Annotated in this window: 22 protein-coding genes; 18 read left to right on the top strand and 4 right to left on the bottom strand. The window is 41.1% G+C overall.

Annotation, left to right across the window (positions count from 1 at the left end; all coding sequences use genetic code 11):
* Nucleotides 1–18: 18 nt before the first annotated feature.
* Complete coding sequence (locus AB5217_RS08630) at nt 19–720, bottom strand: iron-sulfur cluster assembly scaffold protein (protein ID WP_004296942.1); 702 nt, start codon at nt 718–720, stop codon at nt 19–21.
* 238 nt (nt 721–958) lie between these two features.
* Here AB5217_RS08630 and AB5217_RS08625 point away from each other — a divergent pair, with 238 nt between their 5' ends.
* From AB5217_RS08625 to AB5217_RS08585, 9 genes are all read left to right on the top strand, one after another.
* Nucleotides 959–1,363: an HsmA family protein gene (locus tag AB5217_RS08625; protein WP_004296941.1), complete on the top strand. Its 405-nt coding sequence runs from the start codon at nt 959–961 to the stop codon at nt 1,361–1,363.
* Nucleotides 1,364–1,959: 596 nt separating this feature from the next.
* Nucleotides 1,960–2,460, top strand: a complete 501-nt coding sequence (locus AB5217_RS08620; RefSeq protein WP_004310795.1) for a DMP19 family protein — start codon at nt 1,960–1,962, stop codon at nt 2,458–2,460.
* Nucleotides 2,461–2,542: 82 nt separating this feature from the next.
* On the top strand, nt 2,543–3,325 hold the full coding sequence (locus AB5217_RS08615; RefSeq protein ID WP_128857879.1) for a hypothetical protein: 783 nt from the start codon (nt 2,543–2,545) through the stop codon (nt 3,323–3,325).
* 26 nt (nt 3,326–3,351) lie between these two features.
* A complete protein-coding gene (locus AB5217_RS08610) occupies nt 3,352–3,897 on the top strand; it encodes a Yip1 family protein (protein WP_008021718.1) in 546 nt (181 codons plus the stop codon).
* Nucleotides 3,898–3,906: 9 nt separating this feature from the next.
* Complete coding sequence (gene smpB / locus AB5217_RS08605; protein WP_008643258.1) at nt 3,907–4,359, top strand: SsrA-binding protein; 453 nt, start codon at nt 3,907–3,909, stop codon at nt 4,357–4,359.
* An 89-nt stretch (nt 4,360–4,448) separates the two neighbouring features.
* On the top strand, nt 4,449–7,196 hold the full coding sequence (gene metH / locus AB5217_RS08600) for a methionine synthase (protein ID WP_050486450.1): 2,748 nt from the start codon (nt 4,449–4,451) through the stop codon (nt 7,194–7,196).
* 11 nt (nt 7,197–7,207) lie between these two features.
* Entirely contained in the window at nt 7,208–7,807 is a 600-nt protein-coding gene (locus AB5217_RS08595; protein ID WP_004296933.1) for a nitroreductase family protein, read from the top strand.
* A 71-nt stretch (nt 7,808–7,878) separates the two neighbouring features.
* Nucleotides 7,879–8,004, top strand: coding sequence for a symporter small accessory protein (locus AB5217_RS08590; RefSeq protein ID WP_004296931.1), 126 nt, complete (start codon nt 7,879–7,881; stop codon nt 8,002–8,004).
* Entirely contained in the window at nt 8,001–9,548 is a 1,548-nt protein-coding gene (locus tag AB5217_RS08585) for a sodium:solute symporter family protein (RefSeq protein ID WP_032843771.1), read from the top strand. The genes AB5217_RS08590 and AB5217_RS08585 overlap by 4 nt, the downstream gene beginning before the upstream one ends.
* Nucleotides 9,549–9,584: 36 nt before the next feature.
* On the opposite strand, the gene AB5217_RS08580 is transcribed toward AB5217_RS08585, so the two are convergent.
* Both AB5217_RS08580 and udk read right to left on the bottom strand, forming a co-directional pair.
* Complete coding sequence (locus AB5217_RS08580; protein WP_004305959.1) at nt 9,585–10,976, bottom strand: transglycosylase SLT domain-containing protein; 1,392 nt, start codon at nt 10,974–10,976, stop codon at nt 9,585–9,587.
* A 24-nt stretch (nt 10,977–11,000) separates the two neighbouring features.
* A complete protein-coding gene (udk, locus tag AB5217_RS08575; RefSeq protein ID WP_008648370.1) occupies nt 11,001–11,612 on the bottom strand; it encodes a uridine kinase in 612 nt (203 codons plus the stop codon).
* A 108-nt stretch (nt 11,613–11,720) separates the two neighbouring features.
* On the opposite strand from udk, the gene AB5217_RS08570 reads away from it, so the two are divergent.
* Together AB5217_RS08570 and AB5217_RS08565 are read left to right on the top strand one after the other, a co-directional pair.
* Nucleotides 11,721–12,020, top strand: a complete 300-nt coding sequence (locus AB5217_RS08570; RefSeq protein WP_008774925.1) for a Dabb family protein — start codon at nt 11,721–11,723, stop codon at nt 12,018–12,020.
* 15 nt (nt 12,021–12,035) lie between these two features.
* The gene (locus AB5217_RS08565) at nt 12,036–14,093 is read left to right on the top strand and encodes a protein-disulfide reductase DsbD family protein (protein WP_009000895.1); all 2,058 of its coding nucleotides are present in this window, start codon (nt 12,036–12,038) and stop codon (nt 14,091–14,093) included.
* A 105-nt stretch (nt 14,094–14,198) separates the two neighbouring features.
* Here the strand turns inward: AB5217_RS08565 and AB5217_RS08560 are convergent, their stop codons facing one another.
* Nucleotides 14,199–14,903, bottom strand: a complete 705-nt coding sequence (locus AB5217_RS08560; RefSeq protein WP_004296925.1) for a pirin family protein — start codon at nt 14,901–14,903, stop codon at nt 14,199–14,201.
* Between the two features lie 195 nt (nt 14,904–15,098).
* On the opposite strand from AB5217_RS08560, the gene AB5217_RS08555 reads away from it, so the two are divergent.
* The 7 genes from AB5217_RS08555 (at nt 15,099) to AB5217_RS08525 (ending at nt 25,784) form a co-directional block, all read left to right on the top strand.
* The gene (locus tag AB5217_RS08555; protein ID WP_004305965.1) at nt 15,099–15,701 is read left to right on the top strand and encodes an RNA polymerase sigma-70 factor; all 603 of its coding nucleotides are present in this window, start codon (nt 15,099–15,101) and stop codon (nt 15,699–15,701) included.
* An 86-nt stretch (nt 15,702–15,787) separates the two neighbouring features.
* The gene (locus tag AB5217_RS08550) at nt 15,788–16,777 is read left to right on the top strand and encodes a FecR family protein (protein ID WP_004310803.1); all 990 of its coding nucleotides are present in this window, start codon (nt 15,788–15,790) and stop codon (nt 16,775–16,777) included.
* A gap of 208 nt (nt 16,778–16,985) precedes the next feature.
* Nucleotides 16,986–20,429, top strand: a complete 3,444-nt coding sequence (locus AB5217_RS08545) for a TonB-dependent receptor (protein ID WP_022199198.1) — start codon at nt 16,986–16,988, stop codon at nt 20,427–20,429.
* Between the two features lie 23 nt (nt 20,430–20,452).
* Nucleotides 20,453–21,844: a RagB/SusD family nutrient uptake outer membrane protein gene (locus AB5217_RS08540; RefSeq protein ID WP_032843770.1), complete on the top strand. Its 1,392-nt coding sequence runs from the start codon at nt 20,453–20,455 to the stop codon at nt 21,842–21,844.
* 27 nt (nt 21,845–21,871) lie between these two features.
* A complete protein-coding gene (locus tag AB5217_RS08535; RefSeq protein WP_032843768.1) occupies nt 21,872–23,836 on the top strand; it encodes a PQQ-binding-like beta-propeller repeat protein in 1,965 nt (654 codons plus the stop codon).
* Between the two features lie 6 nt (nt 23,837–23,842).
* Nucleotides 23,843–24,724, top strand: a complete 882-nt coding sequence (locus AB5217_RS08530; protein WP_004310806.1) for a sugar phosphate isomerase/epimerase family protein — start codon at nt 23,843–23,845, stop codon at nt 24,722–24,724.
* Nucleotide 24,725: 1 nt separating this feature from the next.
* The gene (locus AB5217_RS08525) at nt 24,726–25,784 is read left to right on the top strand and encodes an MBL fold metallo-hydrolase (protein ID WP_032843766.1); all 1,059 of its coding nucleotides are present in this window, start codon (nt 24,726–24,728) and stop codon (nt 25,782–25,784) included.
* Nucleotides 25,785–25,798: the final 14 nt, after the last annotated feature.

Genomic DNA, 25,798 nt, shown 5'->3' with positions numbered 1-25,798 from the left:
TTTTCTTTCCTCCTTATATTATTCGTGACGTGGATCAATAGATTTAACTGCTCCCTGTTCTGCTGTTACGCGTCCATAAGTACCTGTAACTTTCTTCAAAGCTTCGTTAGCATCAGTACCTTTCTTGATTTCGTCCATGAACTTACCCATGTGTACGAATTCGTATCCGCAGATTTCGTCGTTCTTGTCCAAGAAGATTTGTTTGATATAACCTTCTGCCATTTCAAGGTAACGAGGACCTTTAGCCAAAGTACCATAAAGAGTACCTACCTGGCTACGCAGACCTTTACCCAAGTCTTCCAAACCTGCACCGATAATCAAGCCACCTTCAGAGAAAGCTGATTGAGTACGTCCGTATACGATTTGCAAGAAAAGTTCGCGCATTGCAGTGTTGATAGCGTCGCAAACAAGGTCAGTGTTTAATGCTTCAAGAACTGTTTTACCCGGAAGGATTTCAGAAGCCATAGCAGCTGAGTGAGTCATACCAGAGCAACCGATTGTTTCGATCAAGGCTTCCTGGATGATACCTTCTTTAACGTTCAGTGTCAGTTTACAAGCACCTTGTTGAGGAGCGCACCAACCGATACCGTGTGTCAAACCAGAAATATCAACGATTTCTTTAGATTTTACCCATTTGCCTTCTTCGGGTATGGGAGCCGGTCCATGGTTAGGACCCTTCTTTACAACACACATGTGTTCCACTTCGTGTGAATAAGTCATAATTAGCTCTTTTTTTAAGTGATATAATTAAAAATACGTAGTCACGATTCTCTAAATCGCCCACAAAGGTAGTCGATTTATTTGTTTCTGCAAATCGCCTTTTATTACTTTTTTGTGAAAAGTGACAAATCTGTTTACGTTTTTTTGTCGTTTGTAAAGTCGGGATTGCATTTGTGAAAGATTGAGACCGGGAGAACTATCTATTCTTTGCTTTGTTGTTATTAGAAAAAGAAAATTTATGGAACTGAATCAAGTAGATATACATTATTTAATAGCGGCAATTTGCGTTATTTCATCTGCACTTATTTTTTATACGATAGGTGTTTGGGGAGAACGTCTTCAAAGGAAATTAAAGTTTTGGCATCTCATTTTCTTTCTTCTCGGGTTGTTGGCTGATACGGTGGGTACAAGCCTGATGGAGCATATTGCCGAACTGACTCATCTGCATGACGAAATGCATACGGTGACAGGGGCAATTGCTATTCTTCTGATGTTTGTACATGCGTTATGGGCGATATGGACCTATGTGAAGGGAACGCCTATAGAAAAGAGACATTTTAATCGTTTCAGCATTGTAGTTTGGTGCATTTGGCTTATACCTTATTTAATAGGGGTTTATTTGGGGATGCGATTACACGTATAGGATTAGGCAGCAGATAAATAGGGGGAGAGGGATTATTCCGCTAAAAGCTTACGTTATTTAGTTCAAAAGGATACAAAAATGAGGGTGTTCGGAGAGGGGTGTACAAAGCGCTGAAACGCCCACCAGTAAAGGGGGAAAAGCCAATGAAAACCAGTAGAGTAGAGAAGAGTAAAGAAGAGTAAGTAAAAGTATTATTTCTGTTATAAACAACAGCAATAATACTGGGCAGAGAAGATGGCTTTGGATGCTGCCGTTGTCGGTTCGGATCACTTCGTCGGTACCGTTTCTGTTCCCGTGTCCCTCATGAACTGTTCGTCCGGCAGATGACCGACTTTTGTCTGGTAGGTTGTTGATGCTCGCCCGGTAGGTAACGGACATTCACACGGTAGATAACCTACGTTTGTACGTTAGGTAAATTCAATATTATTTCACGGGCTACCGTTTCAATACTTGTTTGCTAAAGTATCATTTGCTTCAAAACCGTACCGGAAGGAATGAAACGGATTGATAATTGTTTTTAGTAAGATTGTAGGCGTATCATTATTAGATATGGGATTAAAGTTGTAACTTTGTTGCTTCAAATATTAAATGAAGATATGATCGAAGTTTTAGAGTCTGCTTTACAGAAGGCTGCGGGTGAAGGAATGGATGAATTTATCCAAGCGTTTACAGATAAATATAAAGAGATTATCGGTGGCGAACTAACTGCCGAAACAATGCCTCTGCTGACAGGAGAACAACATTCTTTGCTGGCATATCAGATTTTTCGTGATGAGGTGATGGTAGGGGGATTCTGCCAATTGATTCAGAATGGCTATGGTGGCTATATCTTTGATAATCCGTTTGCGAAAGTGATGCGTTTGTGGGGAGCGGAAGAATTCTCTAAATTAGTTTATAAGGCTAAGAAAATCTTTGATTCCAACCGGAAAGATTTGGAAAAGGAACGGACGGATGATGAATTTATGGCTATGTACGAGCAATATGAAGCTTTTGATGAGTTGGAAGAAGCTTATTTAGAGATGGAAGAACAAGTCACAGCATTGATTGCAAGCTACGTAGATGATCATTTGGAACTTTTTGCAAAAATAATAAAGTAACGGATGCAGTATTTTTTAAGTACTTGCATTTATTAATTATGAATTAGAATTTATATCTTTGCAAAATCTAAAAAATATGTTTATGAAACAAGTGAAATTTTTCTTGGTGGCTTTGATGGCTGTGGTTATGGGTATGTCAGTTACTTCTTGTATGAAAGGAGAAAATAATACAGTAGTACCTGTATATGGTGTGATTACTTTAGTAAATACATTCCCATACCAGTTTCAAGTAGAAGGTAGTAACGTAATATTTGAGGCTAGTTCAATGTCAATCCCTGGTTTATCTAGTGATGCATATAGTGGGGATATTGTTCTGCTGAATGCACAATATGATACGGAAACGCAACCTGTTGATCAGAACACAAAAAAGATCATTGTGGAAGCTGCTGGAGCTGAAAAGTTGAATGTTAACTCATACGTTTCTTCAGATGATGTAACGTATAATCGTTCTATAATTTCTCTGAGTAGATATGGCTCTAGTGTTTCACCTTATCTTTACAGTGCAAAATGGATAATATTTCCTATGCCTTTCTGTGTCGAAAAAGAAGAGAATGTGTCTAGTCATACTTTTTATTTAGTGTATGATAAGGAGAATACTGCAAATGATGATAATACTATGGTATTACGTTTACGCCATACTTCTACTGAAGATGCCGATAAAGAAAAGACTGTAGTGACTCGTTATAGGGCTTTTAATATAGCTAATGTTGTAAGTCGTTTTGAAGGTACTAAACTCAAAACTATTAAAATTATAGTACCAGAACAAACGGGTGATTCACCTAAAATTGAAGAAGGTTCAAATAATGGGTATAAGGATGCAACTTATACTATTAATGATTATGATAAATACGTAACTAACAATTGAACTACAAAGAACTATTTAACATAGCAATGAAATTGATTTCCTCTCCGGCCAAGGCTTGGGAGGAAATTTCTATGGAAGAGGATAGGCGAAAAGTATTTATGGCTTTTGTCTATCCTATGATTGGTTTATGCGGTCTGTCCGTATTCATCGGTTCGTTATTGACGAATGGGTGGGGAGGTCCGCAAAGTTTCCAGATAGCTATGACCAATTGTTGCGCCGTAGCTGTAGCCCTGTTCGGTGGCTATTTTCTGGCAGCTTATGCCATCAATGAAATGGGAACAAGGATGTTTGGTCTGCATAGCAATATGCCGTTGACACAACAGTTTGCAGGATATGCATTGGTTGTGTCTTTCCTGCTTCAGATAGTAACCGGACTATTACCTGATTTTAGAATTATTGCTTGGTTGCTGCAGTTCTACATCGTCTATGTGGTATGGGAGGGAGTTCCTATACTGATGGGAGTAGAAGAAAAACAACGATTAAAATACACCCTTTTGTCGTCTGTATTGTTAATACTATGTCCGGCGGTGATACAGATCGTGTTTAATAGACTGACGGCTATACTTAATTAATGAGTAAAGATGAAACAACCTCCTGTAAATATAAAGAATAAACGGGCTACGTTTGATTACGAGCTGATAGATACCTACACAGCAGGTATTGTATTGACCGGTACGGAAATAAAATCCATTCGTTTGGGAAAAGCCAGTCTGGTAGATACGTTTTGCTATTTTACGAAAGGCGAATTGTGGGTGAAGAATATGCACATCGCCGAATATTTCTATGGATCGTACAATAACCATACGGCACGTAGAGAGAGGAAGTTGTTGCTTAATAAAAAAGAATTGGAAAAACTTCAGCGGGAGATGAAAAATCCCGGCTTTACGATTGTTCCTGTACGCTTGTTTATCAATGAAAAAGGTTTGGCGAAACTGGTAGTCGCTTTGGCGAAAGGTAAGAAAGAATATGATAAACGGGAATCTATAAAGGAGAAAGACGACCGTAGAGATATGGCAAGAATGTTCAAGCGGTAACTAAAAACCGCTATAAGATAAACGCCGGACTGCGAAGAGTCTGGCAGATGATGGCAGAGTAGGTAATTAGGAATTAATGTGATAGGGTAATGAAAAAGACAATTTCTCAAGTCGTATCCGAGCGCATCCTTATTCTGGATGGGGCAATGGGTACAATGATTCAACAATATAACCTCAAGGAAGAAGATTTTCATGGTGAACGATTTGCGCATATCCCCGGACAGTTGAAAGGGAATAACGACTTATTGTGTCTCACACGTCCCGACGTGATTCAAGATATTCATCGTAAATACCTGGAAGCAGGTGCGGATATCATCGAGACCAATACATTCAGTTCAACCACAGTTTCTATGGCTGATTATCACGTAGAAGAATACGTGCGTGAGATGAATCTTGCAGCCGTAAAACTGGCTCGTGACCTTGCTGACGAGTATACAGCCAAGAATCCCGATAAACCACGTTTTGTGGCCGGCTCCGTAGGACCTACCAATAAAACCTGTTCTATGAGCCCGGACGTGAACAACCCGGCTTATCGTGCTTTGAGTTACGACGAACTGGCTGCATCCTATCAGCAACAAATGGAAGCAATGCTCGAAGGTGGGGTTGACGCCATTCTGATTGAAACAATCTTTGATACTCTAAATGCCAAAGCTGCAATTTTTGCTGCCGAACAAGCCATGAAAATGACAGGCGTAGAAGTGCCGATCATGTTATCTGTAACAGTGTCTGATATTGGCGGACGAACATTGTCCGGACAAACATTGGATGCATTTCTGGCTTCTGTGCAACATGCCAATATATTTTCAGTCGGTTTGAATTGCTCATTCGGTGCCCGTCAGTTGAAGCCGTTCCTGGAACAGCTGGCATCCCGTGCACCTTATTATATTAGTGCCTATCCGAATGCCGGGTTACCGAATAGTCTGGGTAAGTATGACCAGACACCTGCGGATATGGCTCATGAAGTGAGAGAATATATTGAAGAAGGATTAATCAATATTATTGGTGGCTGTTGTGGTACGACAGATGCTTATATTGCTGAATATCCCGCCCTTGTAGAAGGAGCTAAACCACACGTTCCTGCCTCTGCGCCGGATTGTATGTGGCTCTCCGGACTTGAACTGTTGGAGGTGAAGCCGGAAATAAACTTTGTGAATGTCGGCGAACGTTGCAACGTAGCCGGTTCGCGCAAGTTCCTTCGTCTCATCAATGAAAAAAAATACGATGAGGCTCTTTCTATCGCCCGCCAACAAGTGGAGGACGGTGCTTTAGTGGTCGATGTCAATATGGATGACGGATTGCTGGATGCAAAGACAGAGATGACTATTTTCCTGAATCTTATCATGTCCGAACCGGAAATAGCCCGTGTTCCGATTATGATCGATTCTTCCAAATGGGAAGTTATTGAAGCCGGACTGAAGTGTCTTCAGGGCAAATCAATCGTCAATTCTATTTCTTTGAAAGAGGGAGAGGAAGTTTTCCTTGAACATGCCCGAATCATCCGGCAATATGGAGCCGCTGCTGTGGTCATGGCGTTCGACGAGAAAGGACAGGCAGATACAGCCGCCCGTAAAATCGAAGTTTGCCAACGGGCTTACCGTCTTTTGGTTGACAAAATTGGTTTTAATCCTCACGATATTATTTTTGACCCCAATGTGCTTGCTGTAGCTACGGGGATTGAAGAACATAATAACTATGCTGTAGATTTTATTGAAGCTACCGCTTGGATAAAGAAAAATCTCCCTGGTGCACACATCAGCGGAGGAGTCAGCAACCTCTCTTTCTCTTTCCGTGGCAACAATTATATCCGTGAGGCCATGCATGCAGTGTTCCTTTATCACGCCATCCAACAAGGAATGGACATGGGAATTGTGAATCCGGGAACTTCCGTATTGTACACTGATATTCCGGCTGATGTCTTGGAAAAGATAGAAGATGTTGTCTTAAACCGTCGTCCGGATGCGTCGGAACGGCTTATCGAATTAGCGGAATCTCTGAAAGCAAACATGAGCGAAACTGCCGGACAACCGGCTGTCAAGCAAGATGCCTGGAGAGAAGGAACTGTTCAGGAACGTTTGAAGTATGCCTTGATGAAAGGAATTGGAGATTTTCTGGAACAGGACTTGGCAGAGGCATTGCCTCTTTATGATAAAGCTGTCGATGTAATTGAAGGACCGCTGATGGATGGAATGAACCATGTTGGTGAACTGTTTGGTGCCGGTAAGATGTTTCTTCCCCAGGTTGTGAAGACTGCCCGCACCATGAAGAAAGCCGTAGCTATCTTGCAACCGATCATTGAATCGGAAAAAGTGGAAGGAAGTGCTTCGGCAGGTAAAGTGCTACTGGCAACTGTAAAGGGGGATGTGCACGACATCGGAAAAAACATTGTAGCTGTAGTGATGGCCTGCAATGGTTATGATATTGTAGATTTAGGAGTAATGGTTCCTGCAGAAACTATCGTTCAGCGTGCTATTGAAGAAAAGGTAGATATGATCGGGTTGAGTGGACTGATTACTCCATCTTTGGAAGAAATGGCTCACGTGGCTGTTGAACTTGAAAAAGCAGGTTTGGATATTCCTCTTTTGATTGGTGGAGCCACTACATCGAAGATGCATACGGCATTAAAGATTGCTCCTGTTTATCATGCTCCGGTAGTACACCTGAAAGATGCTTCCCAAAATGCAAGTGTCGCTTCCAAATTGCTCAACCCGCAGGCAAAAGCCGAGCTGGTGAATGAATTGGAAACAGAATATGAAGCACTCCGTGAAAAGAGTGGGCTGATGAAGCGTGAAACTGTTTCGTTGGAAGAAGCACAGAAAAATAAGTTGAACCTGTTTTAAACATTGTCACAATGAAAAAGATTTTCTCTTTCTTATGTCTGATTGTAGCAGTCACTGCTATGACCTCCTGTTCTTCTGCAAAAGAAGAAAAAGGAACATCCGGAACCGGAAATGCTGTGTTGGATAATATTTTCGAGCGCAAAAGTGTGCGTGCTTATCTGAATAAAGGAGTAGAGAAAGAGAAAATCGACTTGATGCTTCGTGCCGGAATGGCTGCTCCTACGGGTAGGGATATCCGTCCATGGGAATTTGTGGTAGTATCTGATCGTGCCAAACTAGATTCAATGGCAGCAGCACTTCCTTATGCCAAAATGCTGACGCAGGCCCGTAACGCCATCATCGTCTGTGGAGATTCAGTACGCTCGTCATATTGGTATTTAGATTGTTCTGCAGCAGCACAGAATATTTTGTTGGCTGCTGAAAGTCTGGGATTGGGTGCTGTATGGACAGCGGCCTATCCTTATGAAGACCGTATGCAAGTAGTGCGTAAATATACTAACCTGCCCGATAATATTCTTCCGCTTTGTGTCATTCCTTTTGGCTATCCGGCTACAAAAGAGAACCCGAAACAGAAATTTGACGAGAAAAAGATACATTATAATCAGTATTAGTAAACAAAAATTTTGTCTTTTCAATAATTTCCTTACATTTGCGTCTAAATTGATTAAAATCTGATACGCAAATGTTTGGAATAGACGACCCTTTTATTATTCTGCCTTACCTGCTTTCGGTGGTATGTGTGATTTTTGCTGCCTGGTTTGGGCTGAAATATTGGAATAAGGACGACGAAAAAGACGAAACCCGATGAATACATTTACTCTTGGACTAATTGTGGTAGCTTATCTGCTGTCACTGGCCTACCTCGGCTTTTTGGGATATAAGAAAACAACGAATACCAGTGACTATTTGGTAGGCGGACGTCAGATGAATCCTATCGTAATGGCACTTTCTTATGGTGCTACGTTTATTTCTGCATCTGCTATTGTAGGTTTTGGAGGAGTGGCGGCTGCTTTTGGAATGGGTATTCAGTGGCTCTGTTTCCTCAATATGTTTGTTGGGGTGGTTATAGCTTTTATTTTTTTCGGTTTGCGTACCCGGCGTATGGGGGCGAAGTTGAATGTGAGTACTTTCCCTCAATTATTAGGCCGTCATTTCCGTTCCCGTAATATACAGGTATTTATTGCTGCTGTTATTTTCATCGGAATGCCGCTTTATGCAGCGGTTGTAATGAAAGGTGGAGCCGTATTCATCGAACAAATCTTTCAGATTGATTTCAATGTTTCCTTATTGATATTTACCTTGGTTATTGCTGCTTATGTCATAGCAGGGGGAATGAAAGGAGTAATGTATACAGATGCTTTGCAAGGAGTTATCATGTTTGGCTGTATGTTATTTCTGTTGTTTTCTTTGTATCAGGTGCTTGATATGAACTTTATCGAAGCTAATAAAGAATTGACTGCCATTGCTCCGCTAGTTCCGGAAAAGTTTAAAGCGCTAGGACATCAAGGATGGACTGCAATGCCCATCACAGGTTCTCCACAATGGTATTCGCTGGTAACTTCTCTCATTTTAGGAGTAGGAATCGGCTGTCTTGCACAGCCGCAGTTAGTGGTTCGCTTTATGACCGTGGAGAGTAGCAAGCAGTTGAACCGCGGTGTATTTATCGGTTGTTTCTTTCTGATTATAACAGTAGGGGCTATCTATCATGCTGGAGCCTTGAGTAATCTTTTCTTCCTGAAAACAGAAGGAGCGGTTGCTACCGAAGTTGTGCAGGATATTGATAAGATAATTCCATATTTTATTAATAAAGCGATGCCCGACTGGTTTGCCGCACTCTTTATGTTGTGCATCCTTTCAGCCAGTATGTCTACGTTAAGTTCGCAGTTCCATACGATGGGTGCTTCGGTAGGCTCTGATATTTACGGAACTTATAAACCCCGTTCACGGAATAAACTTACCAATGTGATCCGTCTGGGCGTATTATTCTCTATCCTGGTCAGCTATATTATTTGTTATATGTTGCCTCATGATATTATAGCCCGCGGAACTTCTATCTTTATGGGAATTTGTGCAGCCGCTTTTCTTCCGGCCTATTTCTGTGCTTTATATTGGAAGAAAGCTACTAAACAAGGCGTCATGACAAGTCTTTGGGTGGGAACAATCGGCAGTCTGTTTGCTCTTGTGTTTCTTCATCAGAAAGAATCTGAAGCATTAGGTATCTGTAAAGCGTTATTCGGACGGGATGCGTTGATTACCACTTATCCTTTCCCTGTGATTGACCCGATATTATTTGCCTTACCATTATCTGTATTGGCTATTGTCGTAATCAGTCTGATGACCTATAGGAAATAAGTATTAGGTATTACACCTAATACTTAATACTTTATCTCATGCTTTTATTTTCTTTTTGTAGGATTCGTAGCGCGACATAATATCTCGAACGAAATTGTAAGTCTCGATGCCACGGAAATATCCGTTTTTGCAGACAGGATCGTTGAAGTATTCTTGATTGCTTTTAAGCAAGATGAAGTTTTCTACATTATCTTTCCATACTAATTTGTTTTTCCCGTATTTTTCGGCTAGTGCCATTGCGTCATATATATGTCCCAAACCGGCATTGTAAGATGCCAGGATAAAATTGAGCCGTTCCTGCTTATCGGGAATCATGCTGAAACTCCGGTCGGTGGCAGTAATATATTTGATAGCCGCTTTCACACTTTCCTCCGGATTCTGCTCTTTGCCGGGAGGTACTCCCATTGCACGTGCTGTGGCAGGCATTAACTGCATGAGTCCTTTGGCACCTGCCCAAGATACAGCGGTAGTGTCAAAATTGGATTCTGTATACGCTAATGATGCAAGCATACGCCAGTCCCAACCGATGTCTTTGGAATACTTTTTGAATAAATGGTCATAATGAGATATCTTTCCTTCTTTTAAGGAGAGGATAGGAGAGTGCGGCATCATTTTACTATTCTCAAAATAACGTTTCATACTGGCTGTGTAAGCAGGAGAAGTCATGTTTTCCTGATGCCATTGGGTAGCGGCGGCTGCGAGCTCGGGGCTGTCTTTTCGTACCGCCCACGAAGAACGTTGATCGAAACTGATGGACAGGCCGATATTTAAATTGGGATAATAGGTCTTATTAAGTCTGGCTAAATCATTGTCGGCCACCGTATACAGAATTTTTCCTTGCGCTACTTGCGTAATCAAGTCCTCAATAGTGATACTGTCATTGGTGACTTCATGAATCCGGATACCTCCTCCTAATTCACTATTCAGATTGACGAGGCGGTCATAATATTTCCCTGGTTTTACGTATATATCTTTTCCTACCAGTTCGGTTACATCTTTCAACGGCTTCTGTTTTCCTCTTCCTTGCTGAACAATTACCTGGTGAGTAATTACATCTTCGCCACAATAAAGAAGACTGTCTTTCCACTCTTTGGTGATTGGCAGATTATAGGCAATCATGTCTCCTTCACCTGCCAATAATTTTTGGATCATTTCGTCGACGCTGTTGGCTACTTCAATCCTAAGTTTTAGTCCCAGGCTTTTGGCAAACTGTTCACTAAGTTCATATTGGAACCCCATTTCTTGTCCCCGGTAAATGAAATAGGAAGTAGAGCTATATAATGTCAATACAACGAGTTCGCCACTATCTTTTATTTGTGGAAGATCACGCGCTGTCTCATCCATCTTGTTATGATGCTTATTCCGGCATCCGAGCATACAACAAAATAGAATAAGAAATAAAGGAATACTCAGTGTCTTGACATTCATTTCTTAATTTTTAATTTTCAATTTTTAATTCTTAAGGTGCTTCTTGATGTACATAGTCAGTATATCAATAGCTACCCTATTACTGCCTCCTTCCGGTACAATAAGGTCGGCATATCGTTTGCAAGGTTCGATAAATTGCAGGTGCATAGGTTTTAAAACCCGTGTATAGCGTTCCATTACAGCTTCGGCAGTACGTCCGCGCTCAATGACATCTCTCTGAATGACACGAATCAGGCGTTCGTCGGGATCGGCATCAACAAATATTTTGAGGTCCATCATATTGCGCAGCTTTTTATCACATAAGGCAAGGATTCCTTCAATGATAACCACCTCACGAGGTTCGATATGAATGGTTTCGGGCTGGCGCGTGCATGTGAGATAAGAATAGGTGGGCTGTTCGATACTCTTCCCTTCTTTCAGCGTCATGACATGCTTGGATAGCAGACTCCATTCAAAAGCATCCGGATGGTCAAAATTGATATTCTGGCGTTCTTCAACCGGGACATGACTACTGTCTTTGTAGTATGAATCCTGTGGTAAGAGTACTACTTCTCCTGCGGGGAGGCTTTCTATAATTTTCCGTACGACGGTGGTCTTTCCGGAGCCCGTTCCGCCTGCTATTCCTATAATTAACATCTCTTTAAATGTATATTTGAACCAAATAGAGTATTTTTGCATTACTATTAATGTGGTAAACGCATTAACAAGACAAATATAGAAACAATTCATTAAAATAACAACGTAATGGTAAAACACATTGTATTATTTAAGTTAAAAGACGAAGTTCCTGCTGAAGGGAAACTGGAAGTCATGACTAAATTCAAGGAAGCGATAGAAGCTCTTCCTGCTAAAATTTCTGTAATTCGCAAAGTGGAGGTCGGATTGAATATGAATCCTGGTGAAACATGGAATATTGCGCTTTACAGTGAGTTTGATACACTAGAAGATGTTAGATTCTACGCAACACATCCCGATCACGTAGCTGCCGGAAAGATTCTGGCTGAAACGAAGGAGAGCCGTGCGTGCGTAGACTATGAATTATAAACCCCAAAAATAAAGATGAGAAAAATAATTTCTTTCCTGCTTTTAAGCTTTGTTGTATATGCATTGCAAGCGCAGATCAAAGATCCGGTAAAGTTTAAAACAGAGCTGACAGCTCTCTCCGATACGGAGGCAGAGGTGGTGTTTACAGCTACCATGGATAAAGGTTGGCATGTTTATTCTACCGATCTGGGAGATGGCGGCCCTATTTCCGCAACATTCAATGTTGATAATAAATCGGGTGTCGAGCTTGTAGGCAAACTGAAGCCTGTAGGCAAAGAAGTATCTACTTTCGATAAATTGTTCGAAATGAAGGTACGCTATTTCGAGAATACAGCAAAGTTTGTGCAGAAAGTAAAATTCACGGGTGGAGCTTACGCAATCGAAGGTTATCTGGAATATGGAGCTTGTGATGACGAGAGTTGTCTGCCTCCTACTCAGGTGCCGTTTAAGTATTCCGGAGTAGCAAAAGCCGGAAATGCCGCTGCAACAAAAACAGAGCAACCGGAGCAAAAGGTAGCGGATAAGCAAAAAGAAGAACCCGTTCCTGCTGCTACGAAAGATTCTTCTGCGATGATGGAACTGGTGCCTGCAACTACAACCGAAGCTGCTACGGATATTCAGCCTGCTGTTGCATCGGGTGATCTTTGGAAACCGGTAATCAGTGATTTACAAGCCTTAGGAGAAGAACATGGTCAGGAAGACATGTCCTGGATATATATATTCATAACAGGTTTTCTGGGTGGATTATTGGCATTGTTTACCCCTTGTGTATGGCCGATTATTCCGATGACAGTCAGTTTCTTCTTAAAACGTAGTAAAGACAAAAAGAAAGGAATTCGTGATGCGTGGACATACGGTGCATCTATCGTAGTGATTTATGTGGCATTGGGCTTGGCTATTACTTTGATTTTCGGAGCCAGTGCATTAAACGCTTTATCTACCAATGCTATTTTCAACATTCTCTTCTTCCTGATGCTGGTGATTTTTGCTGCTTCATTCTTTGGAGCGTTTGAAATCAGGCTGCCGTCGAAGTGGGGAAATGCAGTAGATAGCAAAGCTGAATCTACGACCGGATTGCTAAGTATTTTCCTGATGGCTTTCACGCTTTCATTGGTATCTTTCTCTTGTACAGGTCCGATTATCGGCTTCTTGCTGGTACAGGTATCTACAACAGGAAGCGTAGTTGCTCCGGCAATCGGTATGTTAGGATTTGCCATCGCTTTGGCATTGCCGTTTACACTCTTCGCCCTGTTCCCGTCTTGGCTGAAATCGATGCCAAAGTCCGGCGGATGGATGAATGTTATCAAGGTTACGCTGGGTTTCCTCGAATTAGCATTTGCACTTAAATTCTTGTCAGTTGCTGATTTGGCTTATGGTTGGAGATTGCTTGACCGCGAAACATTCCTGGCTTTATGGATTGTCATCTTTGCTTTGCTTGGATTCTACCTGTTGGGCAAGATCAAATTCCCGCACGATGACGATGATAATAAGGTGGGAGTAACCCGCTTCTTTATGGCGTTAATCTCTTTAGCATTTGCCGTATATATGGTTCCCGGTTTGTGGGGAGCACCATTGAAAGCCGTATCTGCATTTGCTCCGCCTATGCAGACGCAAGATTTCAATCTGCATAAGAATGATGTACACGCGAAATTCGATGACTATGATTTAGGAATGGAATATGCCCGTCTGAACGGAAAACCGGTTATGCTCGACTTTACCGGATATGGTTGCGTAAACTGCCGTAAGATGGAAGCAGCGGTATGGACTGACCCGAAAGTGAGTGATTTGATTAATAACGACTACGTATTGATTACACTTTATGTAGATAATAAAACTCCGTTGACTGAACCTGTGAAGATTATCGAAAACGGTACAGAACGTACTTTGCGTACTGTCGGCGATAAATGGAGCTATCTGCAACGTGTGAAATTCGGAGCTAATGCCCAGCCTTTCTATGTATTGCTGGACAATCAGGGTAAACCGTTGAATAAGTCGTATGCTTATAACGAAGATATTCCTAAGTATATTGAATTCTTACAGACCGGATTGGAGAATTATAAGAAAGGAAAATAATGATTTCTCCGATAATGACCAATCTTGGATAATGAATAAAAAAGCGGTCTCATCTTTTCGATGAGGCCGCTTTTTGAATAGAATAAATTGAAATTTTAGCGAAAATTACATGGGTACTTCTATTAATAGAAGTTGGGTTCCTTTTAATATATGTATCGGGAATTCTTTTGTATCCCAAACACCGATACCATCACGTTTGGACAGCCGTTCTTCCGCCACTGTGATTTCTCCTTCAAGTACGAAGATATATACCCCGTTACCTTCCTGATGCATCTTATATTCGATTGTTTTTTCCGTATCGAAACTTCCCATAGAGAACCATGCATCTTGTTTGATAGAAGCTGGAGTCTTCCCGTTCGGAGACAGGATTAGCGCCAGTTCATTTGGTTTCAGGAGCGGACGAATATCGAAGTTGTTATACTCCGGTTTGGTGTTTTCAACTCGTGGAAATACCCATATCTGCAGGAATTCCAGTTGTTCTTTATCACTGCCATTGTATTCACTGTGATAAATGCCGCTGCCTGTACTCATAACCTGAATATCACCCGGAGTGATGGTTTTTGTGTTTTGTACACTGTCACCATGTTTCAGGTATCCTTTTAGGGGGATGGAAATCACTTCCATATTTTTATGCGGATGTGTATCGAATCCCATAGACGGGTCTACACTGTCATCGTTCAGCACTCGTAATGCTCCGAAATGAATTCTTTCCGGATTATAATAGTTGGCAAAACTGAATGTGTGATGGGTCTTGAGCCAGCCGTGATTGAAATAGCCTCTTGATGAAGCTCTGTCGATTACTTTTTTCATAATCTTCCTTTCTTTTTTAATAGAACTTTGGTGTGCGTCTTATTTGCACTTTACTATTACTAATAACAATGGAAAGGTAGATAAAGTTCTTAACGGGAGATTTAATAAGAAGGGAGCTTTATTTTTTTATTTCAGAAAAAATACATACGTTTGTAACATCATAACAATACCTTTGTGGCCAAAAATAAAGAAAGTATGTACGCAACAGACACTCTAATGGATGAACGGGAAGTGGTTCTCCGTCTGATAGACGGAGATGAAGAGGCCTTTTGCGAACTTTATGCCGCTTATAAGAATCGTTTGCTCTACTTCGCCCTGAAATTCGTCAAGTCGCATGAATTTGCGGAGGATATATTTCAGGATGCGTTTACGGTAGTTTGGCAAACCCGTCGTTTCATCAATCCCGAAGCCTCTTTTTCTTCCTATCTTTATACTATTGTGCGTAATCGTATTTTGAATCAGTTGCGGGATATGGCTAATGAAGATCAGCTGAAAGAGCAGATTCTTTCTCAAGCGATCGATTCAACGAACGAAACGAATAATCATATTCTGCTCAATGATTTGAAAGAGATTATTGCCCGTGCATTGGAGCAATTAACGCCCCGCCAGCGTGAGGTATTTAAAATGAGCCGTGAACTACAGATGTCTCATAAAGAAATAGCCGAAGCATTGGGCGTTTCAGTTCATACAGTGCAAGAACATATTTCTCTTTCTCTAAAAGTGATTCGTTCCTATTTGACTAAATATTCAAGTACATCAGCCGATGTACTTTTGATTCTATTGTGCTTGAATTTATAATAAATGTTAATCACACCCTAGCTCTTTCTTACTTTTGTGTATTACTTATACAAAGGGAAGGAAATTAATATCCTTATTTTGAATATATGATGAAAGATACTAAAACAGAAAAAGATAAATTGCATCGCTATCTGGATGATCTTTATACCCGGGATGATGCTTCACAGTTGTTGCAAAGTATTAAGGATTCAGAAAACCAAGATATATTGGACGAACTGGCAGCAGAGGTTTGGGAAGAATCCGGGAACCTGCAACCTGGTAATGATTTGGAGCGGGAAAAATATAAGAGAGAGGCACGCCAATTACTGAAGCGTATTGAACACAAAAAACGTACATGGTTCCGCCGGGCTTCTGTGGTGGCAGTTAGTACAGCGGCTGTAATAGCCATTATCATAGGGAGTGTCAACTTTTTCCGGTATATGAATGCACAACAGGTCACACTGGCTGAAATCACCACTTCCTTTGGTGAGAAAAGACAAGTGACTTTGCCGGACGGAACTCTTTTGGTTCTGAACTCTTGTTCGCAAGTGCGTTATCCGGATCGTTTTGTTGGAGATCTCCGTGAAGTGGAACTTGAAGGTGAGGGATATTTCCGTGTTGCCCGCAATGAAAAGATGCCATTTATTGTGAGGACGAAGCGGCTGGATGTTCAGGTGTTAGGTACCCGATTTGATGTAAAATCCTATTCAACAGATGAAATAGTGTCTGTGAGTGTGGAGAGTGGTAAGGTACAGGTTGATTTACCGGAAGCGATGATGAGGCTGACTGCTAAAGAACAGGTGCTTATCAATACTGTTTCCGGAGAATATAGTAAGAAAACGGAGGATAGGGGAGTGGCTGTCTGGATGAAAGGCGGGTTACGTTTTTACAGTACACCTATCCGCGATGTGGCAAAGGAACTGGAACGGGTATATAATTGCCGGATTACTTTTGCTTCCGGTCAGGATTTCAACAACTTGATTACCGGCGAACATGATAACAAGAGTTTGGAAGCGGTACTTAAATCCATTGAATTTATCAGCGGTGATATCAAATATAAGAAAGAGGGCATCCATGTGCTTCTTTATAAAGAATGAGATGAATAATAGATAATGTTTAACCTTTTAAAAAATAATAGATGAAAACAGCTCCTTCATGAACCTCCCCAAAATGATAGAAGCACTCCAAAGGAATGCCTCTATCCGCAATCCGGACGGATATTCATAAGCTTCGACCCAAATGAATAACGTATCGCGCATTGCTTGTTTTTAATAACTTTAGTCAATTACTAAAACGCACAAATTTATGAATAATCTTCTTATTTGTAAAGGGATAAGTAAAAATAGCTGTTCGTTTTTAGCTTTTTTACTATTCACCTTCATTTTAATAGCTCCGGCTGCTGCTCAGACATTGAAAGAGCATGATATTACGCTTCGTGTGCAAAACGAGCCGGTAGAGAGTGTTTTCAATAAAATCAGCAAACAGACTAATTTTAAGTTTCTCTATGATCAGGAGACGGTGAACAAGGCTCCGAGAGTTTCTTTCGACATTAAAAATGCTTCATTAAAACAGATTCTGGGAGAAATTACTTCCCAGGCCAAGCTTTATTTCAATAGGACCGATCATACAATTGCTGTTAGCAAACAGCCGCTTAAGAAAGAAGAAACTGTTCAACGTACACGTACTATACAAGGTATTGTTGCAGATGATAAAGGAGAACCGGTGATTGGTGCCAGTGTGCAGATTAAGGGAGAGGGTAGTGGTACGATTACCGATATCGACGGACGTTACTCAATCATGAATGTACCGGAGTCTGCAACATTGACCATCTCTTATATTGGATATAAAACGGTAAATATCTCTGCAAAGGATAAAAATACGGCGAAAATCACGTTGGTAGAAGATAGTAAGATGATTGATGAGGTAGTAGTGGTGGGATATGGAGTTCAGAGGAAAAGAGACGTCTCTACTTCTATTTCTTCCGTGAAAGCTGAACAAATTGCGGACGTTTCTGCTTCAGACTTTCGTCAGGCGTTGGCGGGTAAGATGCCGGGGGTACAGGTTACACAGCCAAGTGGTGATCCGGAGGGAAGTGTAAGTATCCGTGTTCGTGGTATCAGTACGGTTAATGCCGGTAGTGATCCTCTTTATATTATTGATGGCGTGCCGGTAGAACGTGGATTTGCCAATCTGAATAATAATGATGTCGAATCTGTGGAAGTTTTGAAAGATGCTTCGTCGGCAGCTATTTATGGTAGTCGCGGTTCCAACGGTGTCATTATTATCACGACCAAGCAGGGACAATCGGAAAAGATGAAAGTGCAGTATGATGGATATTATGGCATCCAGAGTGTTTCGAAGAAACTTTCAATGATGAATGCATATCAGTTTGCCGAATTTGCAAAGGATGGTCATGACAACGCTTATCTGGATGCTAATCCCGGAGGGTCACCGGATGACCCGAACGGAATGCGCCCGAACTCATGGGAACGTATTCCTACCGAACTCTTTCCCTATCTGAATGGTGATAAGGGGTTGACGGATACGGATTGGCAAGATGCTATTTTTCGTACTGCTGCTACTACCAGCCACAATGTTTCTATTTCCGGCAGAGGAAAAACAGTCGGCTATTTCATTTCTGCCAACTATTATGATAAAGAGGGTATTATAATTAATTCCGACTTTAAGAAATATAGTATGCGTATGAATTTGGACGGGAAATATAAAAGACTGAAATTTGGTTTGAATTTTTCTCCTTCCTATTCTACTTCCAATCGGGTAGATGCTTCCGGATCTAATGGTATTGTGCAATCGGCATTGATGATGCCTCCGGTATGGCCGGTGTATAATGCGGATGGCAGCTATAATTATCAGGGAAACGGCTATTGGAGAATTGGAAATGACTATCAGCATAATGCCGTATTGAACCCGGTAGCCATGGCAAACTTACAATCGGATGTTGTAGACCGTATGGCGATTGTCGGAAAAGTTTTTGCTGAATTGGAGTTGTATAAGGGGCTTACTTATAACATTTCTTTTGGTGGCGATTATTATGGTTCGCATAATGACCAATATCGTTCTTCGGAACTTCCTTTATTGGGACAAAAGTATTATGATGTAAAGTCAAATCCGACAGCCTACAGTTCATCAGGTTTTTATTTCAACTGGTTGGTGGAGAATAAAATCAATTATAACACAACGATTAAAGATGCTCATTCCATCAATGTGGTCTTAGTACAGTCGGCTCAAAAAGAGACATATAAAGGAGATAATGTGACGGCGACCGATTTCCCGAACGACTATATACAAACAATTTCCGGAGGTACGGTGACGAAAGGTGCATCCGATAAAACCCAATGGACGATTGCTTCTTATCTGGCGCGTATGCAGTACAGCTATAAAGGTAAATATATGGCTTCGGCGGCTATTCGTGCAGACGGTTCTTCCCGTTTTGGCAAGAATAATCGGTGGGGATATTTTCCTTCAGCTTCTTTGGCGTGGAGAATAAGCGGAGAAGACTTCTTTATGAAGGCTAAGTGTCTGTCGTTTGTTGATGATTTGAAGTTAAGAGCGAGTTATGGAGTGACCGGTAACTTCCAGATTGGTAATTATGATCATTTGTCTCTGATGGCTTTGGATAATTATGTGCTTGGCACAGGTAACGGACAATTGGTGAATGGTTATAAGCCAAGTACCATAAAGAATGAAGATTTGAGTTGGGAAAAGAATGCGATGGTGAATGTGGGTGTTGATTTGCAGATGTTCAAAGGATTGCTGGGATTAACTGTGGATTATTATAATACCAATACCTCTAATATGTTGTTGAATGTACCAGTTCCCCACCTGACCGGATATAGCACTGCATTGATGAATATCGGTAAAGTGAATAATAGGGGATGGGAAGTTGCTTTGACCTCACAGAAGAATATAACTAAAGATTTCGGTTATTCGTTTAATGCTAATTATGCCACTAATACGAACGAAGTGAAGGCACTCGGTCCGGGTAATGCTCCTATCATATCTACCGGTAGCGTAGATCATGCTTATTACATAACGAAAGTCGGTGAACCCATCGGATGTTATTATCTGTTGGTGCAGGATGGAATTTTCTCCAATGAAGAAGAATTAAAAAAGTATCCTCATTTCAGCAATACCCAGCCGGGAGATTTCCGCTTTGTGGATGTAGACGGGGATGGAGTGATGGATTTGGATAAAGATCGTACAATCGTGGGTAACTATATGCCCGATTTTACCTATGGGTTTGGTGGTAAAGTCTGGTTTAAGGGATTTGACCTTGATTTTAATTTTCAAGGAGTATATGGTAATGAGATTCTGAATCTGAATCGTCGTTACATTGATAATCTGGAAGGTAATACCAATGGCACCACTATAGCCTTGAATCGTTGGAAAAGTCCGGAAGATCCGGGAAACGGTCAGGTGAATCGTGCCAACCGTAAGTCAAAGGGGTATAATGGTCGTACTTCAACCTGGCATCTGGAAGATGGTTCTTATCTGCGACTGCAGAATGTGACACTAGGATATACCTTGCCGAAGAACCTGACTCAACGCTTTTTCGTGGAAAAATTAAGAGTTTACGTTTCCGGACAAAATTTATGGACTTCGACTAATTATAGCGGATATAATCCGGAAGTAAATGCACGTCCGAGTAATTCTCTTTCACCGGGTGAGGATTATGGAACTTATCCATTAGCTAAAACATTCTTGTTTGGGCTAAACATAACACTTTAATCATCCTTTAAAATACACGTTATATGAAAAAATATAAACTAATACTATTCCTATCAACTGCCTTGTTATCAGTTGCTTGTACAGATAGTTTCTTCGATTTGGAACCGAGTAGCAGTGTGCCTACCGACAAGGTATATAAGACAGCGGAAGATTTTAATGTAGCTGTGATAGGATGTTACTCCAAATTGCAGACACAAGTTTCCTATTTTACAGAGTGTTGCGAATATCGGAGTGATAATTTGACATTGAGTGCGCCCACTGCCGGAACACAAGACCGTTATGATATCGATCAGTTTGCAGATAAAGCCTCTAATGGAATTTTGGAAGATGCCTGGGCAAACTTTAATAATGGAGTCTATCGTTGCAATCTTGTATTAGATAGAATTGATGAGGCCAACTTCGACGCAACTCTGAAAAAACAATATAAAGGCGAAGCTCTTTTTATCCGTGCCCTTACTTATTTTAATATGTATCGTTTATGGGGAGGGATACCGATGACTAATAAAGTGGTGACGGTGGCTGAAGCTCTTAAAATCGGGCGCAGTTCCGATCAACAGGTTTATGATTTTCTTGTCGGTGATTTGAATCAGGTTATTAATGAAAATATGTTGCCGTCTTCTTATACAAGTGCCGATATGGGACGAGTGACTTCCGGTGCTGCAATGGCATTGCTCGGCAAGATTTACCTGACTTTCCATAAATGGACGGAGGCTCGCAATGTGCTATCTCAACTAGTGGGTCGGTATTCTTTAATGACTACTCCCGAACAAGTGTTTGACGTGAACAATAAAATGAATGATGAGATTATTTTTGCTGTTCGCTTTAATAAAGATGTTGAAGGAGAAGGACATGGATATTGGTTCTCTATTATTAATCTGACTGATGATACCAATCAGACAAAGTCTCTGAAAGAGTGCTACAAAGATGGGGATAAGCGCAAGAATCTGATTACCTATGTAAAGGTGGAAGATAAAGTATGCGTGATGAATAAATTTAAAGATGTCAAAAGTGCGACCTATAATACAGTCGGTAATGACCAGATTATTCTCCGTTATGCCGATGTGCTGTTAATGTACGCCGAAGCTTTGAATGAAATCAGTTATAGTAATTTGCAGAATTCAGAAGCTATGGTTGCTTTGAATGCTGTGCATACTCGTGCCGGATTGTCTCCGCTTCAGATAACAGAGCTTCCCGATCAGGATAGCTTCCGTAAAGCGATTATGTTGGAACGTCAGCAGGAGTTTCCTTATGAAGGACAGCGTTGGTTCGATTTGGTACGTATGGGAGGTGCTAAGGAGGCTATGAAAGCAGAAGGACATACTATTCAGGACTATCAATTCCTGTATCCTATTCCAAAAACGGAGTTGGAAAGAATAAACAACACAGAACTGTTGTGGCAGAATACGGGATATTAATAGGATTAAACTAAAAGAAATCAAACGATGAAAAAAATACTATATAGCTTGTTGTTTATTTTCACGGTAGTCTTTACTGCTTGTGAAGAAGATCTGCCAAAGGCAAGTTTCGATTTATATGAACTGAAGTCACTAACGGCAACAGCCGGAGATATGAATGTGACTCTTTCCTGGGAAGCATACGAGAATGCCCGTCCGAATGAATATTTGATTCTTTGGACTTCCGGATCATCAGAAGCGGAAGGAGGCGAGATGACTGTGGATGCAAAAACAATGACTGCCACTATCAATAATCTGGTGAACGATGTTGCTTACACTTTTTCTGTGCAACCTCGTTATGAGGGAGGATTGGCCAGTAAAACTACTGCTGCCTGTACACCGAAGAATGCAAGATATCCGATTTCTGATCTGACGGCAGCAGCCGGCAATGAAAGAGTGCGTTTGAGATGGACGAAACCTGCGAGTGAACGTTTCACTCGCTATCAGGTTACCGTGAATCCCGGTAATCAGATTATCAATCTGGATGATACTTCATTGGAAGAATACATCGTTGATGGTTTGACTAACGATCAGGAATATACATTTAATGTAGCCTGTGTTTATCCTACAGGCAATTCTATTGCGGTGGAAACTTCTGCTACTCCCGGATTGATCTATCCTATTCTCGCTAGTACGGAACTGGTTGTGTGGGAGCCTTCTACCTTTGCTTATAACGATATGTATTTCATGGCTGGTGAAGTGAAATCGGTAAGTTGGGATTTTGGTGATGGTACGACATCGGGAGAAAACAATCCGGTGCATGCTTTTACTACTACCGGTACTTATACAGTGGCTGTAACGGTGACTTATGTTAATAATACCACCGAGTCGGGCAGTCTGACTGTCACGGTCGGCAATTATAAATGGAATTCTGTCGATTTGAACTTCGGTGGACTTACCGGATATGTAAAGACCTCCAATCCGGTGTTCTCTCCGGATGGAAAAACAATGTATATCCCGACATCTACTCCTGCGGGTCATTTATTTGCTATTGACGTAGTGAGCGGTGAATTCAAGTGGGTGTTTGCTATCAGTCAGATAACTTATGGCGGAGGTGCGTTGGTGGCTCCTGATGGTACAATCTATCAGTGTGTAAGAAATGCCACTATTAATAATGTATATGCTATTAATCCGAACGGAACTCAAAAGTGGGCAATAAAATTGGATGCTGCGATAGGAGCTTTCCCTGCATTGTCGGCCGATGGTGTTCTTTACTGTCTCACCAATAAGAGTACGTTGTATGCGCTGGATGCATCCAGTGGTGCTATTAAATGGCAACAATCGCTTGACGGAGCAACCGGTAGTGCTGTGGCTATTGATAAAGCCGGAAATGTTTATGCAGGTACAAGTGCAGCCATTTATTCTTTTAAATCGAATAAAGAGCAGAATTGGAAATTGGAAGAAGTGAATGTGACAGAACAGGCTACGTTTGCTTTGAAGGATCAGGTACTTTATGCGACTTTGAAAAACGGAGGACTCGTTGCTGTTGATATGACAAACGGAACAAAGAAATGGACGTATCCGACTACAAAAGGAGATGCTTATTTCCCGATTGCTGATAAAAATGGCAATGTCTATTTTACTGAAAAAGGATCGCAGACTGTTCATGCAGTAAATGCCAGCGGATCTAAAATCTGGGAGAAAAATGTGGGTAACAATTTGAACTACAGTGGAGGTGCTTTGAGTACGGATGGTATTCTTTATATAGGTACCCAATCGAATAACAAAGTGCTGGGACTTGACATCACTAATGGAAACATTGTTTTTGAAGAGACTGTGGGACAACAGGTCATGGCAGCTGTTAGCATTGGTCCGGACAGACGGCTTTATTGCGGAACGATCGGATCTAATAATATCAGTTCGATAAAGGCTTTTGCTGTCAATAAGACATTAGCAACAGACTCCTGGAGTATTCGTGGTGGTGATATTCAAGGTACAAACCGTCAAAAGTAAGCGATAATGAGAGTTCCTGTTTTTATCTTATTTATGGCGATGACAATGGGTTTATATGCACAGAAATATAAAGTAGGTACGACTACAGCTTTGTGGAAAGTACCTGCTTCCACAGACTTTTCTCAAGCCCGGTCTGTGGGGGTAGAGTATGTGGAAGTAGCATTTAACCAGTGTTATAGAGGAGTTCCGGCAGATGAAGTTGTTCCTCGTATCCGGGATATGAAAGCAAAAATTGATAGTGCCGGTATCAAGGTCTGGTCTATACATCTTCCTTTCTCACGCACGTTGGATATATCGGTGCTGGATGAAAAGAAAAGGAAAGAAAATGTAGATTTTATGGCGGAGATGATTGGACAGTGCGCTCAGTTTCAGCCGAAATGTTTGGTACTGCATCCTAGTTCCGAGCCTATTGCTGACAGTATTCGGGCACAAAGAATAACTAACGCTTCCAGGTCTATCGCTTATCTGAAAAAATATGCGGATCAAATAGGAGCACAGTTGTGCATCGAAAATCTGCCGAGAACTTGTCTGGGTAATACTCCTGAAGAGCTTTTGGAAATAATCAAAGATACTCCGGGTGTGAAGGTTTGTTTTGATACCAATCATTATACTAAAGGGACGACAGGGCATTTTGTAGAAACTGTTGGTGAACGTATAGGTACTATACACGCTTCGGACTTTGATTTTGTCAACGAGTGTCATTGGCTTCCTACACAAGGTGACATTCAATGGGGAAAGTTAATGCATGCACTCGAAGGAATCGGCTATGAAGGGGTTTTCATGTATGAAGCTACCAAAGACCATGAAAACGACAATACGCGTCCGACACCGGAACGGGTGGTTGAGACTTTCAATAAAATAATTAATGACTATAAAAATCAGAAATAAGATGGATATAATAAGAAAAATACAATATTTACTGTTTTGTCTTTTGGCAATAGGTTTTGTTGCTTGTGATGATGATGACAACAACAGTACCGAAACTGGTCATGAAGGAATTCTTACGCAATTGGCAGAGGAAGTAGATGCCACTGCACAACAGTTGTGGAGTTCTTCTCCTTTGATTGTCAATACCGGACGTACCACTACTTTGACCAAGATCCAGGGATATGCGGATAAGTGTAAAGATGATTATTTCATCAGTTATCTGAATGGCTTCGATCAGGCAAGTACGAGTATGGAAAAGTGTGATCCGATTATCTATTTTTATCGGAGTGCATTTGATCGTGTAATGGATGGAATTAAAAACTCAAAAGTAGAAAATGGTACGGCAGCGATCTGGTTACTCTATAATATGGGGTATGTGGTAAAAACTCCGTCAGGATGTTTTGCTATTGACATTTCTCATCGTTGGGCGAAAGAGCTGGCACCTTATATTGATTTTCTCTGTGTTACACACAAGCACTCCGATCATTATAGTAATGATCTTATCCAGGCTATGTTTGATTTAGGTAAACCGGTGTTATCCAACTATTTGAAAGACACGACATATCCTTATACTGCAAAGGGGGATAAAGATTATGAAATTGGAAAATTCAAGATTAAAACCTGTATCACTGACCATAACAATGCCGGGTTATCTAATTTTGTGACTGTGTTTTCGATCAATTGTGGGGAAGATACCGGTAATTTCGTTTTTATGCATGTAGGAGACTCTAACTATAAACCGGAACAATATACGAATCTGGCTTCTCATGTGAATGTTTTGATACCGCGTTATGCTCCCAATGCTCTGACCGAAAATAATATTCTGGGTTCAGGTGCGGGACAGGTGGAGCCCGATTATGTCTTGTTATCACATATCTTGGAACTGGCTCATGCAGGTGTTGATGAATCAAGATGGTCATTGGATATGGCACTCGAACGGGCTTCGAAGATTAACTGTGAACAGACTTATGTACCAATGTGGGGAGAAAAACTAGTCTGGAAAAACAATAAACTGAATTAAAATTCTTAATGCTT

Source organism: Bacteroides sp. MSSM.1001136sp1_RTP21357st2_D2_RTP21359_211015 (assembly GCF_040913205.1).
GTDB classification, from domain to species: domain Bacteria; phylum Bacteroidota; class Bacteroidia; order Bacteroidales; family Bacteroidaceae; genus Bacteroides; species Bacteroides ovatus.
This window is presented reverse-complemented; position numbering and strand designations above follow the sequence as displayed.

Excerpts from the sequence above, each read along its gene's own strand:
- AB5217_RS08630 (WP_004296942.1), bottom strand. The coding sequence starts at position 720 with ATGACTTATTCACACGAAGTGGAACACATGTGTGTTGTAAAGAAGGGT.
- AB5217_RS08625 (WP_004296941.1), top strand. The coding sequence starts at position 959 with ATGGAACTGAATCAAGTAGATATACATTATTTAATAGCGGCAATTTGC.
- AB5217_RS08620 (WP_004310795.1), top strand. The coding sequence starts at position 1,960 with ATGATCGAAGTTTTAGAGTCTGCTTTACAGAAGGCTGCGGGTGAAGGA.
- AB5217_RS08615 (WP_128857879.1), top strand. The coding sequence starts at position 2,543 with ATGAAACAAGTGAAATTTTTCTTGGTGGCTTTGATGGCTGTGGTTATG.
- AB5217_RS08610 (WP_008021718.1), top strand. The coding sequence starts at position 3,352 with ATGAAATTGATTTCCTCTCCGGCCAAGGCTTGGGAGGAAATTTCTATG.
- smpB (WP_008643258.1), top strand. The coding sequence starts at position 3,907 with ATGAAACAACCTCCTGTAAATATAAAGAATAAACGGGCTACGTTTGAT.
- metH (WP_050486450.1), top strand. The coding sequence starts at position 4,449 with ATGAAAAAGACAATTTCTCAAGTCGTATCCGAGCGCATCCTTATTCTG.
- AB5217_RS08595 (WP_004296933.1), top strand. The coding sequence starts at position 7,208 with ATGAAAAAGATTTTCTCTTTCTTATGTCTGATTGTAGCAGTCACTGCT.
- AB5217_RS08590 (WP_004296931.1), top strand. The coding sequence starts at position 7,879 with ATGTTTGGAATAGACGACCCTTTTATTATTCTGCCTTACCTGCTTTCG.
- AB5217_RS08585 (WP_032843771.1), top strand. The coding sequence starts at position 8,001 with ATGAATACATTTACTCTTGGACTAATTGTGGTAGCTTATCTGCTGTCA.
- AB5217_RS08580 (WP_004305959.1), bottom strand. The coding sequence starts at position 10,976 with ATGAATGTCAAGACACTGAGTATTCCTTTATTTCTTATTCTATTTTGT.
- udk (WP_008648370.1), bottom strand. The coding sequence starts at position 11,612 with ATGTTAATTATAGGAATAGCAGGCGGAACGGGCTCCGGAAAGACCACC.
- AB5217_RS08570 (WP_008774925.1), top strand. The coding sequence starts at position 11,721 with ATGGTAAAACACATTGTATTATTTAAGTTAAAAGACGAAGTTCCTGCT.
- AB5217_RS08565 (WP_009000895.1), top strand. The coding sequence starts at position 12,036 with ATGAGAAAAATAATTTCTTTCCTGCTTTTAAGCTTTGTTGTATATGCA.
- AB5217_RS08560 (WP_004296925.1), bottom strand. The coding sequence starts at position 14,903 with ATGAAAAAAGTAATCGACAGAGCTTCATCAAGAGGCTATTTCAATCAC.
- AB5217_RS08555 (WP_004305965.1), top strand. The coding sequence starts at position 15,099 with ATGTACGCAACAGACACTCTAATGGATGAACGGGAAGTGGTTCTCCGT.
- AB5217_RS08550 (WP_004310803.1), top strand. The coding sequence starts at position 15,788 with ATGATGAAAGATACTAAAACAGAAAAAGATAAATTGCATCGCTATCTG.
- AB5217_RS08545 (WP_022199198.1), top strand. The coding sequence starts at position 16,986 with ATGAATAATCTTCTTATTTGTAAAGGGATAAGTAAAAATAGCTGTTCG.
- AB5217_RS08540 (WP_032843770.1), top strand. The coding sequence starts at position 20,453 with ATGAAAAAATATAAACTAATACTATTCCTATCAACTGCCTTGTTATCA.
- AB5217_RS08535 (WP_032843768.1), top strand. The coding sequence starts at position 21,872 with ATGAAAAAAATACTATATAGCTTGTTGTTTATTTTCACGGTAGTCTTT.
- AB5217_RS08530 (WP_004310806.1), top strand. The coding sequence starts at position 23,843 with ATGAGAGTTCCTGTTTTTATCTTATTTATGGCGATGACAATGGGTTTA.
- AB5217_RS08525 (WP_032843766.1), top strand. The coding sequence starts at position 24,726 with ATGGATATAATAAGAAAAATACAATATTTACTGTTTTGTCTTTTGGCA.